A 14621-nucleotide genomic window follows, 5' to 3' on the forward strand; every position below is an offset into this window, starting at 1 on the left:
AATGGAACCGATTCCGGTTTCAGGCGTTGAAAAATTGACGGGATAATTGGGGGCGTGTCCGCGGACTTCCAGACCCGGCAACGGAGTGGGAGTGAAACATGGCAGCGCGACCGATCTGGAAAGGGCAATTGCGATTGTCCCTGGTCTCAATTCCGGTGGAAATGTATTCCGCCACCAAGACCGGTGCGCGCATCAGTTTCCGTCAGATCCACGGACCGTCCGGCAAGCCCGTTCGCTACGAGAAGACCGTGCCCGGCGTCGGTCCGATCGATGCCGGCGACATCATGAAGGGGTTCGAATACGAAAAGGATCAGTATCTGCTGATCGATCCCGACGATGTCGATGAGATCAAGCTGGAGACCAAGAAGACCCTCGAACTGGTCCAGTTTGTCGACGCCTGCGAGATTTCCCCGCTCTATTTCAACAAGCCCTATTACCTGGTTCCCACCGACGATCTGGCCGAGGATGCCTATCGCGTGGTCCGTGACGCCCTGCGCGAAACCAAGATGGTCGGGTTGGGGCAGGTAACCATGCGCGGCAAGGAGTATCTTGCTGCGGTCAAGCCCAGTGGTGACGGCTTGCTGCTTGAAACCCTGCATTATGCCGACGAGATCCGCGATTCCGATCCGTTGTTTTCGGAGATCGAGGACGAGACCGCCGATGAGGATCTGCTCGATGTCGCCAAGTCGCTGATCAAGCGCAAGACGGCCGCCTTCAAGGCCGATGCCTTCAAGGACAATTACACCGCCGCACTGCGGGATCTGATCGACCGCAAGACCAAGAGCAAGTCGACCAAGCGGGTGCAAACTGATGATGGCGGCAGCGGCGAAAAGGGTGACGGCGGCAATGTGATCGATCTGATGGCGGCCCTGAAGCAGAGCCTCGCCAAGGCCGAGGGCGGCAAGCCCTCATCCGGATCGGACAAGAAATCCTCTTCCCGTTCATCCAAGTCGACCGGCAGCAAGAAGGCTCCGGCCAGGAAGAAGTCTGCCTGATGGCGGTGTCAGCCAAAAAACTCGCCGACTATGCGGCCAAGCGCGATTTCACCAAGACCGCCGAGCCCAGCGGCGACAGCCCGGCTAAGGCGTCCAGCCGCCCGGCCTTTGTCGTCCAGAAGCATGACGCGCGCCGGCTGCATTATGATTTCAGGCTGGAATGGGACGGCGTGCTGCTCAGCTGGGCTGTCACCAAGGGGCCGAGCGCCGACCCCTCAGTCAAGCGTCTGGCGGTCCGCACCGAGGATCACCCGCTCGACTATGGCAGCTTCGAAGGCACGATTCCGGCGAAACAATATGGCGCCGGAACGGTGATGCTCTGGGACCAGGGCTGGTGGCAGCCGCAAGACGATTTCGCCGCGGGACTGAAGTCCGGCAAACTGAAATTCGTTCTGCATGGCGAGAGAATGCAAGGCAAATGGACGCTCGTTCGCATGAAGACCAAGGAAAAGCGCGAGAACTGGCTGCTGATCAAGGAGCACGATTCACTCGAGGAGGACACCGAAGACGGCCTCATCGAACGCTATGACACCAGCGTCACCACCGGCCGCAGCATGGCTGACATCGCGGCCGGCAAGGCTGCTGCCAAACCCAAGGCCAAGAAGCCCGGCAATGCAAAAGCCAAGTCCGGCTTCAGCCTGGCTACCCCCAAATTTCGCAAGCCGCAGCTTGCCAAGCTGACCGACCAGGTGCCCGAGGGGGATGACTGGCTGCACGAGACCAAGTTCGATGGCTACCGCTGCCTGGCGGCATTGGGCAAGAACGGGGTCAGGCTCTACACCCGCTCAGGCCTCGACTGGACCGATCGCTATGCCGGGCTGGACGAGGCCTTTGCCAGACTTGACTGCCGCAACGCCCTGATCGATGGCGAGGTGGTTTCTGCCAGCGACAGCAAGGGCTCCGATTTCTCCGCGCTTCAGCGCGATCTGGAACAGGGCAGGCCGGTTGTCTTCATGGCTTTCGACCTGCTTGAGCTTGATGGCGAAAAACTCGACAAGCGCCCGCTGGTCGACCGCAAGGAAGCGCTGGCCGCGCTGCTGACGGGACAGCCGGCAGACGCGCCTGTCCGTTATTCCGAACATGTGATCGGCCAGGGCCCGGACGTTTTCAAGGCGATCGAAAAGGCTGGCGGCGAGGGGATCATCTCCAAGGCCTGCAACAGTGTCTATTCCGGCAGCCGAAGTGGCAGCTGGCTCAAGATCAAAACCGGCCTGCGCCAGGAATTCATTGTCGGCGGCTATTCGCCCTCGACAGCGAGGGGCCGGCCCTTTGCATCCCTGCTGGTGGGCTCGCTGGAAAACGGCGTGCTGCGCTATCGCGGCCGCGTCGGCGGCGGACTTGGCGAGCGCGATCTCGACAAGCTGTCCTCACTGATGCGCCGCCGCGCGCGCAAGACCAGCCCATTTGATGAAGTTCCCGCCGACATTGCCCGGGCCGCGCATTGGCTCACCCCTGATCTGGTTGTCGAGGTCGACTACGCCGAACTGACCGATCAGGGCAGTATCCGCCACGGAGTGTTCCGCGGCGTTCGCGAAGACAAGGAGGCCTCCATGGTCAAGCTCGAAAAACCAGTTGCAGCGAATGACAAGGATCAGACATTCCGCGGCGTGCGGGTCAGCCATCCCGAGCGGGTGGTGTTTCCCGAGGCCGGCTACACCAAGGGCGACGTCGCCGGCTATTACGCCAAGGCGGCGGACCGGATGCTGGACTACGCCGGCGACAGGCCGATCTCGCTGCTGCGCTGCCCGGACGGAACCGATGGCGACTGCTTCTTCCAGAAACATGCCGGCCAGGGCTTTCCGGACGGCATCGGCAGCGTCGACATCACCGAAAGCTCGGGCAAGTCCGAGCCCTATATGGTGATCGAGAAACCGGAAGGTTTTGTCGCCGCGGCGCAGATGGGCTCGATCGAGTTCCACATCTGGGGATCCCGGACGGATTTGCTGGAAAAACCCGATCGCCTCGTCTTCGATCTTGATCCCGACGAGGGCCTGGGGTTTTCGGAGGTCAAGACCGCAGCCAAGGAACTGCGGAAAATGCTCTGCGAAATCGGCCTCGACAGCCTGCCGATGGTCACCGGTGGCAAGGGCGTCCATGTGATCGTGCCGTTGCGGCGCGTCGCGGAATGGGAAACGGTGGCCTTCTTCGCCCGCACCGTCGCCAGCCATCTGGCCGAACGCCATCCCGACCGCTATGTCGCGACGATGTCGAAGGCCAAGCGCAAGGGCAAGATCTTCATCGACTGGCTGCGCAATGAGCGCGGTGCGACCGCGGTCGCTCCCTATTCGCTGCGTGCCCGCGAGGGCGCGCCGGTGGCAATTCCGGTCACCTGGCCGCAACTGGCCAAGCTCACCTCCGCCAATTCGTTCAATATGCCCAAGGCGCTCAAGCGGCTCGATCAGGAGTGCCCGTTGCAGGCCATGGCGGCAAGCCAGTCGATCTCGCGGGAAGTTGTGGAATCGCTGGAAACACTGATCCACTGCCAGACTGCGACGCAGACCGCCCGCACCGGGTAATGCCGAAACCGCGCTTGGCGCGTTGCCCAGGATGCCTCTCAATCGGCGTCCCGGGCTGTCGCTGGCTGTGCGGCCCGGCCCAAAGCCCAGTCCAGCACCGCCACGCGGATTGCCGAGGACAGGTTGACCGGTCCGTCATGGGCGCTGTCGATCTCCGCAATCAGGGCTGCCAGCGCCATGTCGCGCTCGTCGGCCATGCGCCTGAGACCATCCATGAAGGCGTCTTCAAGGGTAATGCTGGTGCGGTGGCCGCGAATGCTGACGGAATGTTTGCGGATCTGTCCGCCGGGCTCGGGCGGCGCCACGCTCAGCTGCCGCTGTCGCCGGGGTCGCGGCGCGAAGCCGCATGCTCGCGGGTGGCCTTGTCATTGCGGGCGCGGGCCAGCTCGCGCTCGGCCTTGCTGCGGCCATGCTCGAACCGATTGCGCTCGGCATCGGCTTCCTTGATGCTGCGGTCGCGCCGTTTGCGGGCCATGCGCAGATTGACGACGTCACCGCTCATCCGACCGGCCCGTCAGCTCTTCTTGCGGAAGGAATCAAGCGAGACGACATCGGCGCCGGGTTTCTTCTCGGCTCCGTCCTCGCCGGCCGTGGCTTCGCCTTCTGCGGCTTCAGCCGCGTCTGGCTTCTCGGTCTTGGCCGCCGGTTCGACAAGGCGTTCGATCGTGCCGGCCAGCTCGACGCGACCGTCATCATCGGCTTCGCCACCGTCATTGGCGGCGTTTTCGAGCGCGGTGTCGAATTCGAGTTCGAAATTGACCGAAGGATCGTAGAATCCGCGCACGGCGGCAAAGGGCACCACCAGCTTCTCGGGCTTGTCGGAGAAGGACAGGCCGATCTCGAACTGGGATTCGGTCACCTTCATTTCCCAGAACTGGTGCTGCACCACGATGGTCATCTGCTCCGGGTAGCGCTCCTTGAGCGCGGTGGAGATGCGCACGCCGGGGGCCTCGGTCAGAAAGGTGATGAAGAAATGATGGTCGCCAGGCAGGTAGCCGGTCGCCGCCACTTCGGACAGCACCTTGCGGATCACGCCGCGCAACGCGTCCTGGGCAAGGATGTCATATCGAATGTGGTCTTGCGGCATCAGCGCGGTCTTTCCTGTCTGGGGTCTTCGGAGTTTGCAGCAAACTCCCGTTTACGAAGGCGGTCGGCAATTCCAATTCACCCATGTTTATAACCGGAAAGGCGGTGAGCTTGAAAGCGGTGTTGCGGGATAAAGCTTAACAGCCGCATTGATCGTGCCCAATTCCGGGGATTTCATCGCCAATTCGTCATTTCACCGGCTTCGCTGCTCCCTGCTTTTGTGCCTGGAACAGGTGATGCCGTCGTGACCACAGCTGCGAAAAGCTGATTCTGCATTCCAAATGCCTGTCGTCGTGCAACCGCAGTCTTTAAAGAAAGTGGAGGTTTCTGTTGCCAGGTACCTCCGAACCCCGCCTAGAAGTGCGACCCTCTAGGACTTGATTTGAAGTGTCACACCGCAATTAAGCAGCGAGACGAGCTTCCGCATAGTTGTCATTTGCAACTACAAGTTTAGCCCGATAACGGTGGTACAATACCGAACAAAAAGCCGCTCTTTACACCCTCGTCGATCCTGTTTCGCCCCCATCATCATCCGGCCTTGTGGCCGTTACGGCCTGTCGCCGGATCATGGTGGAGGCGCCGGGTACCGCCCCCGGGTCCGAATGGTTTATTTCAACGCTCGTTTATTGTCATAGCTGCTTGCGCAGCACACCCAATATAGGGTGCGTCGGGTCCAATGAAAAGGGCTGCCGTCACTTGTGCTCAAGAAAACACTGTCGGCGATACGGCGTTGGCGGCAAGACTGCCACAGCCCCGCGGATCTAGCCGATTTGATCATCCGGTGGTAGTCTGAGCCGAGATTGTGGGAGGCGCGCGAGCAATGTCTTCAAGCAGTTTTTCGGTTCTTGTCGGCACCACCAAGGGCGCCTTTCTGATTTCCGGTGACGGCCGGAGCGAATGGGCCGTCACCGGACCCTTCTGCGACGGCTGGCCGATCAACCATGTGATCGGCGATTCCGCCACCGGCAGGATCTGGGCCGCAGGCGGTGGTGACTGGCACGGGGCAGGGGTCTGGCGCTCTGACGATGGCGGCGCGAACTGGGAACTCACCCGCCTGACCCGGGGCACGATGGATGAGTGGGCCGCCGGTGACGCGGATTTCGCCGCGATGATCAACTGGAGCGCCGAGCCGCTGCCGTTCGACGACACATTTTCGCAGATCTGGTCGCTGGGCTTTGCCCATGGCACGCTTTATGCGGGCACCAAGCCGGCAAGCCTGCTGGCCAGCACCGACGGCGGCGAGACCTGGGACAGGGTGGAGGGCCTGAGCGATCACCCCTCCGCGGGCAGCTGGAACCCCGGCGGTGCAGGACTGGTGCTGCACACCATCGTCTCCGACCCGTCCGATCCCCAAAAGCTCTGGGTCGGAATCTCCGCCGCAGGGGTCTTTGCCACCGAGGACGGCGGCGCCAGCTGGGAACGCCGCAACCGCCTGTCCAATGCGGACCATTGCAGCGGGCACGATCATCCCGCCGGGCCGCGCGACGGCGAGATCGGCCATTGCGTTCACAACATGGTGCGCGCGCCGGGCACCGCCGATCTGCTCTACCAGCAAAACCACCATGGTGTCTGGCGTTCGGTCGATGGTGGCCGCAACTGGGACGACATCACGCAAGGCCTGCCGTCCACCTTCGGCTTCCCGATCCGGGTGCACCCGCGCGATCCCGACACGATCTGGACCCTGCCGCTTAATGGCGACAGCATCGGCCGGTTTCCGCCCGATGCTGCGGCTGCGGTCTGGCGCTCGCGCGATGGCGGCCAGAGCTGGCAGGACCTGCGTAAAGGCCTGCCGCAGCAAAGCTGCTATTTTACCGTGTTGCGCCAGGCCATGGCCGGCGACAGCCGCGATCCGGCCGGCATCTATTTCGGCACCAACAGCGGCTCGGTGTTTGCAAGCCTTGACGAGGGTGACAGCTGGGAGGAGATCGCCCGGCATCTGCCGACGATCCTGGCGGTCGAGACCCTCGACCGGCTCTGACAAAGGGTGTGACGCGTTTGCGTCATCGGGTGATTGTTCTGGAAAAACAAAACCCTGCTTCCGCGTTCCGATTCAGTTTGTTAGCCGGCACGGTCAGCGCGGCGGGGATAACTTGCCGCTGGCGTTTAAGCTGATGCCCAAACCGGCTAGGATCGCCGCTCCTCGAATCATCAAGCGGCGGCCATGCAGCAGTATCACGACCTTCTTCGCCTTGTTCTCGACCAGGGCTCCGACCGCGATGACCGCACCGGCACCGGCACCCGCAGCCTGTTCGGCCACCAGATGCGCTTTGATCTGGCGGCCGGCTTTCCGGCGCTCACCACCAAGAAGCTGCATCTCAGATCGATCATTCACGAGCTGCTGTGGTTCCTCAAGGGCGACACCAATATCGCCTATCTGAAGGCCAATGGCGTCTCGATCTGGAATGAATGGGCTGACGAGAACGGCGATCTAGGTCCGGTCTACGGCGCGCAATGGCGCTCCTGGCCGGCCTCCGACGGCACCACCATCGACCAGATCGCCGGTGTCGTGAACCAGATCAGATCCAACCCGTCCTCGCGCCGGTTGATCGTCTCCGCCTGGAACCCGGCGGAGGTCGACAACATGGCGCTGCCGCCGTGCCATTGCCTGTTCCAGTTCTATGTTGCCGACGGCAAGCTCTCCTGCCAGCTCTATCAGCGATCCGCCGACATCTTTCTCGGCGTGCCGTTCAACATTGCCTCCTACGCGCTGCTGACCATGATGGTGGCGCAGGTCACCGGTCTTGAGCCGGGCGACTTCGTCCACACGCTGGGTGACGCGCATATCTACAAGAACCATTTCGACCAGGCCCGTCTGCAGCTCTCGCGTGAGCCGAAGGCTTTGCCTGTGATGCGGATCAATCCCGATGTCACCGACCTGTTTGCCTTTGCCTATGAGGATTTCAAACTCGAGGGCTATGACCCGCATCCGGCGATTTCCGCTCCGATCGCGGTGTGATCATGCAGATGAGCCTCTCGCAACGACCGATAGGGACAGGCTGACATGAGTGATCCGAAAATCGTTCTGGTCGCCGCCCATTCCCGCAACCGGGTGATCGGCCGGGATGGCGACATGCCCTGGCGCCTGCCCAGCGATCTCAGGCACTTCAAGGCGGTGACACTGGGAACACCGGTGATCATGGGCCGCAAGACCTTCGTATCCATCGGCCGGCCGCTCGCGGGGCGCGCCAATATCGTGGTCTCGCGCTCCGGATTTTCCGCTGACGGCGCCGAGTCAGTGGACAGCGTCGAGGCCGCGCTGGAGCTTGCCCGCGACCACGCCCGCAGATCCGGCAGCACGCGGGTTTCTGTGATCGGCGGCGGCGAGATCTACGCCCAGGCCATCGGGCTCGCCGATGAGCTGTGCCTCACCGAAGTCGATGCCGAGATCGAGGGCGACACGGTTTTTCCGGAAATTGATTCGACGCAATGGCAAAAGGTCAGCCTGTCGGAACCGGTGCAGTCGGAAAAGGACAGCCATTCCGTCCGCTTTGCCGTCTGGCAGCGGCGGGAGTGACATTTCGTCCCGAATAATGCGCAAACACGGCCCTATTGGACAATGCCGCGTTGAAAGCAGACCGGACGATACCTATAACGAGGACAGCGTGCGCGTTCTGGTGGAAATCCGCCGGGGCGCGCCATAACACGGTTCGAAAAGAGGTATTGATGCCCTGGAGTAATCAAAACGGAGGCGGCGGCGGTCCATGGGGCGGCGGCGGAGATAACAATCAGGGACCGTGGGGCAAGGGACCTCAGCCGCCACGCAACGGCGGCAACCCGCCCGATCTTGAGGAATTGATCCGGCGCGGCCAGGACAAGCTGCGCCAGGTGCTTCCCGGCGGCGGCGGTGGCCCCGGTTCGGGCGGCAACAAGGCCATCATCGGCCTTGTCATTCTCGGCCTGGTCGGCCTCTGGCTGATGCAGTCTGTCTACACCGTCCAGCCGGATGAACGCGGTGTCGAACTGCGCTTCGGCAAGCCCAAGGATGAAGTGTCCCAGCCCGGCCTTCACATGATCTTCTGGCCATTCGAAACCGTTGAACTCGCAACAATCGTCGAACGCGAAATGGACACCGGCGGGTCTTCCCGCACCGGCTCCAGCGACGGCCTGATGCTCTCGGGCGATCAGAACATCGTCGATGTCGAGTTCAAGGTGCTCTATGCCGTTCAGGACCCCAAGGCGTTCCTGTTCAACGTCGCGCGTCCCGAAGACACGCTGCGCCAGGTTGCCGAAAGCGCCATGCGCGAAGTGGTTGGCCGCCGGCCGGCCCAGGACATTTTCCGCGACAATCGTGAAGCGATCGCCGCCGAGGTGCAGGCCATCATGCAGACGGTGATGGATGCATTCCCGTCCGGCATCGTGGTCAACCAGGTCTCGATCGAAGACGCGGCACCGCCGCGCGAAGTGGCCGATGCCTTTGACGAGGTGCAGCGCGCCGAGCAGGACGAAGACCGTTTTGTCGAGGAGTCCAACCAGTACGCCAACCAGAAACTCGGTCAGGCCCGCGGTGAAGGCGCCCAGCTTCGCGAAGAAGCCTCCGCCTACAAGGACCGCGTCGTCAACGAGGCGACCGGTGAAGCCGGCCGTTTCCTGTCGGTCTATGAGGAATATGCCAAGGCGCCGGACGTGACACGGTCGCGTCTCTATCTCGAAACCCTTGAAAAGGTCCTCGGCGGATCCGACAAGGTCATCATCGGCCAGGATAGCGGCGGCTCCGGAGTGGTGCCTTATCTGCCTTTGCCTGAAGTCCGCAAGAATGCCGGAGGCACCAACTAATGGGTAATCGTCTTCCAATCATCATCGGTCTTCTGGCCGTCATCGCCTTCATCGTCTGGTCGTCTCTGTTTGTCGTCAATGAACGTCAGCAGGCCATTGTCGTCCGTTTCGGTGAAATCCAGGACGTGAAGACCGAGCCCGGTCTCTACTTCAAGCTTCCCTTTGCCTTCATCGACGCCGACACGGTGCAATATGTCGAGGACCGGGCCTTGCGCTTTGACCTCGAAAACATCCGTGTGCAGGTTTCGGGCGGCAAGTTCTACGAAGTCGATGCCTTCGTGCTCTACAAGATCACCGATGCACGCCGCTTCCGTCAGACTGTCTCGGGCGATCTGGTCGCAGCCGAATCCCGGCTCCGCACCCGTCTGAACTCGGCCCTGCGTACCGTATACGGTCTGCGCGGCTTTGAGGCAGCACTTTCGGAAGAACGCACATCGATGATGCGTGAAGTGCGCGATCAGCTTCGTCCCGAAGCCACATCGCTCGGCTTGCAGATCGACGACGTGCGTATCCGCCGGACCGACCTCACCCAGGAAGTCTCTCAGCAGACATTCGAACGGATGAAGGCCGAACGTCTGGCCGAAGCCGAACTGATCCGTGCACGAGGCAACGAAGCAGCCCAGCGTATTCGCGCTATCGCCGACCGTCAGGTTGTCGAGATCGTGTCTGAAGCTGCGCGTGATTCCGAGCTGATCCGGGGTGAGGGCGATGGTGAACGTAACCGCATCTTCGCCGAAGCGTTCTCCAAGGACTCGGAATTCTTCGAATTCTACCGTTCGATGAACGCCTACAGCGAAGCGCTGGCCGACAGCGGCACCACCATGGTGCTGTCGCCGACGTCAGAGTTCTTCCGCTATTTCAACAACAGTGCCGCCGCAATTTCCGCGGAACCCGCTCCGGCGGCAACCGCGGCACCGGCAACACCGGCAGCCGCGGCTGTTCCGGCCAACTGATTGAAAAGGTGACCGCCAGTGAGCACGATCTTTCTGGCTGTCGGACTTGTACTGGTTGTGGAGGGGCTGGCCTATGCGCTGGCCCCTTCCTTTATCCGCCGCATGGCGGAGGAACTGCCCAAGCTCGCGGATGAATATCTGCGCATCTTCGGGGTCGCCGCACTGGCGGTCGGCGTCGGGCTGGTCTATCTGGCGCAGCATCTCTAGCCCGCTCAGGCGCCATAGTGACCCGGTGACCGGACATGCCGGAATGGCGCCATAATTTGTGACAAAATGCCGTTGATAGAATGTCGTTCAAGGAGACCGTCTCGATGAGAACTATTCGCTTTCGCTCTGTCAGAATGGCGTTCGCCGCAGCCATAATGCTGGCTTCACCCACGGTGGTCGTGCCATCATATGCCCAGACGAATCCGGGTCCGGCCTCGGTGGCGGATCTGGCCGAGGGGCTGCTCGATGCGGTGGTCAATATCTCGACATCGCAGAATGTCGACAGCGGCCTGTCCAGACCGCGCCTGCAGGCGCCGGACGGCTCGCCCTTCCAGGATTTTTTCGACGAGTATTTCGGTGACCGGCAGCAGGGTGTTCCGCGCAACCGCAAGGTTTCCTCGCTGGGCTCCGGCTTTGTCATTGATGGCGAAAACGGCATCATCGTCACCAACAATCACGTGATTGAAGGCGCCGACGAGATCGAAGTCAATTTTGCCGACGGATCCAAGCTGGCTGCCGAACTGGTCGGCGCCGATTCCAAGACCGATCTGGCCGTGCTCAAGGTCAAGCCGGTCACCCCGCTCACCGAGGTTCCGCTGGGCGATTCCAGCACCATGCGTATCGGCGACTGGGTGATGGCCATCGGCAACCCGTTCGGGCTTGGCGGCACGGTCACCGTCGGCATCATCTCGGCGCGCGGCCGTGACATCAATTCCGGCCCCTATGACAATTTCATCCAGACCGACGCCGCCATCAACCGCGGCAATTCCGGCGGTCCGCTGTTCAACATGAATGGCGAGGTCATCGGCATCAACACCGCGATCATTTCGCCCTCGGGCGGCTCCATCGGCATCGGCTTTGCGGTCCCGACGGAACTTGCCCTCAATGTCATCAACCAGCTGCGTGAATTCGGCGAGACCCGGCGCGGCTGGCTCGGCGTCCGGATCCAGCCGGTGACCGAGGACATCGCCGAAAGCCTCGGCATGGATGAAGCCAGGGGCGCGCTTGTTGCCGGCATCATTCGCGGCGGCCCGGTCGATGACGGCTCGATCGAGGCCGGTGACGTGATCATCCGCTTTGACGGCAAGGACATTGACGCCATGCGCGACCTTCCGCGTGTGGTGGCCGAAAGCCCGGTCGGCAACGCCGTCGACGTGGTGGTGATCCGCAAGGGCGAGGAACAGACGGTCAAGGTGACCCTGGGCCGGCTTGAGGACGGTGAGCAACTGGCCAGCGCCGAGGTCGAAGGCGATGACCTGCCGGATGCGGCCGCGCCGGTGGTGACGCTCGGGATGACGCTGGCCGAGCTCAGCGACGACATCCGCCAGGAATACGGCATCGCCGAGGATGTGGAAGGCGTGGTCATCACCGAGGTCGATCCTAATTCCGCCGCTGCCGAAAAGCGCATCGAACCCGGCGACGTCATTGCCGAGATCGCCCAGGAAGAGGTGACGACACCCGAAGATGTCATAGAGCGAATCGCCGCCCTGAAGCAGGACGGCCGCCGCAACGCATTGCTGATGCTGGCCGGACGCACCGGCGAACTACGCTTCGTCACCGTGCGCATGGACTGAACTGTCCGCGTAATTGCAGCAGGAAGGCGGCTTTCGGGCCGCCTTTTTTGTCTCGGCAACTGACTTGATTTCAGGGACGTGGATCGGTGGCCCGCATCTGGTAGATGACGTGGCGTTTGAGGTGCGGCATGTCATCGGGCACGCCGGGATGATCAAAATCCAGATCAGGCCGTGCGCTCATGCCGATCCGCCGCATCACCGCAATGGACGGCTGGTTGCTGGTCACTGCAAAGGCCGAGATGTGGTCAAGCCCGATCTCGTCAAATCCGTGCGCCAGCAGTGCACGCGCGGCTTCGCTGGCCAATCCCTTGCCCCAGGCTTCCGGCACATAACGCCAGCCAATCTCGACTCCGGGGCAGATTGCCTGCTCGTCCTCGTCGCGGATTTTCGCAAGCCCGGTAAAGCCGATTGGTTTGCCGGAGGAACGATCCTCGGCGAGCACCCAGCCCAGGCCATTGCTTTCGGCCTGGGCGCGCAATCTGTCGAAGACCTCGTCCGCTTCCGCACGGCTGCGGCGAAACGGGAAGAATTTCAGCATTTCCTCTTCGGAATTGACCCGGTGAAAGAAGCTGCGATCCGCTTCGGTGTCTTGCCAGTGCCGTAGACGCTGACGCGCGGTGATAAGGGACGCGCCGATCTTCATGACGTGACGAAATCGCTTCGGCGGTAGCCTTGCAGATAGAGCAGCGCCGTCAGGTCGCCGTGATCGATGCGGATATCGGCCTGGGCTGCAACCGACGGCTTGGCATGCAGCGCCACGCCCGAGCCGGCGCGGGTAAGCATGCCGAGATCATTGGCGCCGTCGCCGACCGCGATCGCGTCGGACGGGTCGAGCCCAAGGCGGGCCGCCATGTCCTCCAGCGCATCGACTTTCGCCTGCTTGCCGAGGATCGGCTCGCGCACCGCGCCGCTGAGCACGCCGTCGGCGCTTTCGAGGATATTGGCGCGGTTTTCATCAAATCCCAGCATGGCAGCGACTTCCGAGGTAAATGATGTGAAGCCGCCCGACACCAGGGCCGTGTGGTGGCCGTTGGCGCGCATGGTCGCCACCAGCTCGCGCCCTCCAGGCGTCAGCGTGATGCGGCTTTCGATCACCTTGGCGATGACGCTGACCGGCAGGCCCCTGAGCAGGCCGACCCGTTCCCGCAGCGCCGGTTCGAAGGCGATCTCGCCATTCATGGCGCGCGCTGTGATCTCCGAGACCTTGTCCTTCAGCCCGACTTCGGCGGCAAGCTCGTCAATGCATTCCTGGCCGATCATGGTCGAGATCCATGTCGGCGATGAGGATTTTCTTGCGCCGGGTCTCGGCTGTCTGGACCGCCGCATCGACCGGCAGATCGCCGATCACGCTACGCAGCCTTGCCAGTGCATCTGCCGCATCGGTGCCGTCCCTGAGCGCGATATCGCAGGCCACGCCATCGGCGAGCCAGTAGAGACCGGCCCCGTTGACGGCCTCGAAAGCCGCTTCGCCAAGTTCTGGCGACACAACAGGGTTTGACGGATTGGCGACAAGCGTGGCAACGAGGGCCATGAAACAAATACTCCGGCGACAAGATATCTCGGCGATCCTGATAGCCGGGCCAACGGCCAGCGGCAAGTCCGCACTGGCACTGCAGATGGCGCGCGAGCATGGCGGCGAGGTCGTCAATGCCGATTCCATGCAGGTCTATGGCGTGCTCGACCGCCTGACGGCGCGGCCCGATGCCCATGATCTGGGCCAGGCGCCGCACCATCTTTACGGGCATGTGCCGCCGGTCACGGCCTATTCGACCGGGCTTTGGCTTGATCAGGCGACGCAGGCCATTGCCGGCATCCGCGCCCGCGGCGCGCTGCCCGTGGTGGTCGGCGGCACCGGGTTGTATTTCCGCGCGCTCACCGGCGGGCTTTCCGACATGCCGGCGATCCCCGAGCCGGTCAGAACCGAATTGCGCGCCCGGCTGGAGAGCGAAGGGGTCGAGGCCCTGCATGCCGAACTTGCCCGGCTGGATCCGGAGATGGGCGCGAGATTGCGGCCCGCCGACCGGCAGCGGATCCTGCGCGCGCTCGAGGTGGTGACCGCGACCGGACAGTCGATCACTGCGTTTCAGGGCCGTGGCGGCGCCACCATCGTCGATCCGCAGACCGCGCATTGCATCGTCATTGATCCCGACCGGGCCGTTCTGCACGACCGGATCAACCGGCGTTTTTCAAAGATGGTGGAGGAGGGGGCTCTCGACGAGGTCCGCGCTCTGCTGGCGCTCGACATTCCGCCGCAGCACCCGGCGATGAAGGCCATCGGCGTGAGCCAGCTTGCAGAATACCTGGCCGGACACCTTTCGCTTGATCAGGCTGTCGAACTGGCAAGTACAGCCACGCGGCAATATGCCAAACGACAGATGACCTGGTTTCGAAACCAGCTCGACGCGCAGTGGGAGAGAGTACAGTCCTGACTGTGCAAGGTGGTTTTTCTGCACAGGCAGGATGGCTGCATGTTAAACCTAATATAACTTGTGAGGGGTAAGTTCTGCCGACGCGAAC

The 14621-nt window shown here is 62.4% G+C and carries 14 protein-coding genes, 1 other RNA gene and 1 pseudogene; 10 read left to right on the top strand and 6 right to left on the bottom strand.

Translation table 11 applies throughout. The features are described 5' to 3' along the window. Positions 1-98 precede the first annotated feature (98 nt). A complete protein-coding gene (gene ku / locus OEG82_RS09945) occupies positions 99-995 on the top strand; it encodes a non-homologous end joining protein Ku (protein WP_267612301.1) in 897 nt (298 codons plus the stop codon). After that, the gene (ligD, locus tag OEG82_RS09950) at positions 995-3511 is read left to right on the top strand and encodes a DNA ligase D (protein ID WP_267612302.1); all 2517 of its coding nucleotides are present in this window, start codon (positions 995-997) and stop codon (positions 3509-3511) included. The genes ku and ligD overlap by 1 nt, the downstream gene beginning before the upstream one ends. Positions 3512-3549: 38 nt before the next feature. On the opposite strand, the gene OEG82_RS09955 is transcribed toward ligD, so the two are convergent. From OEG82_RS09955 to ssrA, 4 genes are all read right to left on the bottom strand, one after another. Then, a complete protein-coding gene (locus OEG82_RS09955) occupies positions 3550-3816 on the bottom strand; it encodes a ribbon-helix-helix domain-containing protein (protein WP_267612303.1) in 267 nt (88 codons plus the stop codon). 2 nt (positions 3817-3818) lie between these two features. Then, positions 3819-4013 carry a DUF4169 family protein gene (locus tag OEG82_RS09960; protein ID WP_267612304.1) on the bottom strand — a complete coding sequence of 65 codons (195 nt, stop codon included), beginning with the start codon at positions 4011-4013 and terminating at the stop codon, positions 3819-3821. Between the two features lie 12 nt (positions 4014-4025). Further along, positions 4026-4598, bottom strand: coding sequence for an SspB family protein (locus OEG82_RS09965; protein ID WP_267612305.1), 573 nt, complete (start codon positions 4596-4598; stop codon positions 4026-4028). Between the two features lie 315 nt (positions 4599-4913). Then, positions 4914-5284: a transfer-messenger RNA gene (gene ssrA / locus OEG82_RS09970) on the bottom strand. Positions 5285-5417: 133 nt separating this feature from the next. On the opposite strand from ssrA, the gene OEG82_RS09975 reads away from it, so the two are divergent. The 7 genes from OEG82_RS09975 to OEG82_RS10005 all read left to right on the top strand — a co-directional run bounded on the left by OEG82_RS09975 (position 5418) and on the right by OEG82_RS10005 (position 12104). After that, positions 5418-6575 (top strand): WD40/YVTN/BNR-like repeat-containing protein, encoded by a 1158-nt coding sequence (locus tag OEG82_RS09975; RefSeq protein WP_267612306.1) that lies wholly within the window; start codon positions 5418-5420, stop codon positions 6573-6575. Between the two features lie 183 nt (positions 6576-6758). Then, the gene (locus tag OEG82_RS09980; protein WP_267612307.1) at positions 6759-7553 is read left to right on the top strand and encodes a thymidylate synthase; all 795 of its coding nucleotides are present in this window, start codon (positions 6759-6761) and stop codon (positions 7551-7553) included. Between the two features lie 45 nt (positions 7554-7598). After that, entirely contained in the window at positions 7599-8111 is a 513-nt protein-coding gene (locus OEG82_RS09985; protein WP_267612308.1) for a dihydrofolate reductase, read from the top strand. 149 nt (positions 8112-8260) lie between these two features. Next, complete coding sequence (gene hflK, locus OEG82_RS09990; RefSeq protein WP_267612309.1) at positions 8261-9370, top strand: FtsH protease activity modulator HflK; 1110 nt, start codon at positions 8261-8263, stop codon at positions 9368-9370. After that, positions 9370-10323, top strand: a complete 954-nt coding sequence (hflC, locus tag OEG82_RS09995) for a protease modulator HflC (RefSeq protein WP_267612310.1) — start codon at positions 9370-9372, stop codon at positions 10321-10323. Before hflK ends, hflC begins: the two co-directional genes overlap by 1 nt. Before the next feature lie 18 nt (positions 10324-10341). Further along, entirely contained in the window at positions 10342-10530 is a 189-nt protein-coding gene (locus OEG82_RS10000) for a DUF2065 domain-containing protein (RefSeq protein WP_267612311.1), read from the top strand. A 104-nt stretch (positions 10531-10634) separates the two neighbouring features. Beyond that, positions 10635-12104 carry a DegQ family serine endoprotease gene (locus OEG82_RS10005; RefSeq protein WP_425497574.1) on the top strand — a complete coding sequence of 490 codons (1470 nt, stop codon included), beginning with the start codon at positions 10635-10637 and terminating at the stop codon, positions 12102-12104. Between the two features lie 70 nt (positions 12105-12174). Here OEG82_RS10005 and OEG82_RS10010 read toward each other — a convergent pair whose 3' ends face one another. Both OEG82_RS10010 and serB read right to left on the bottom strand, forming a co-directional pair. Next, positions 12175-12747, bottom strand: coding sequence for a GNAT family N-acetyltransferase (locus OEG82_RS10010; RefSeq protein ID WP_267612312.1), 573 nt, complete (start codon positions 12745-12747; stop codon positions 12175-12177). Next, positions 12744-13635: pseudogene (serB, locus tag OEG82_RS10015) on the bottom strand (phosphoserine phosphatase SerB). Before serB ends, OEG82_RS10010 begins: the two are co-directional and overlap by 4 nt. Here serB and miaA point away from each other — a divergent pair. Continuing rightward, entirely contained in the window at positions 13634-14533 is a 900-nt protein-coding gene (miaA, locus tag OEG82_RS10020; RefSeq protein WP_267612313.1) for a tRNA (adenosine(37)-N6)-dimethylallyltransferase MiaA, read from the top strand. The pseudogene serB and the gene miaA overlap by 2 nt on opposite strands. Positions 14534-14621: the final 88 nt, after the last annotated feature.

The sequence above is a fragment of the Hoeflea ulvae genome, assembly GCF_026619435.1.
Classification (GTDB): domain Bacteria; phylum Pseudomonadota; class Alphaproteobacteria; order Rhizobiales; family Rhizobiaceae; genus Hoeflea; species Hoeflea ulvae.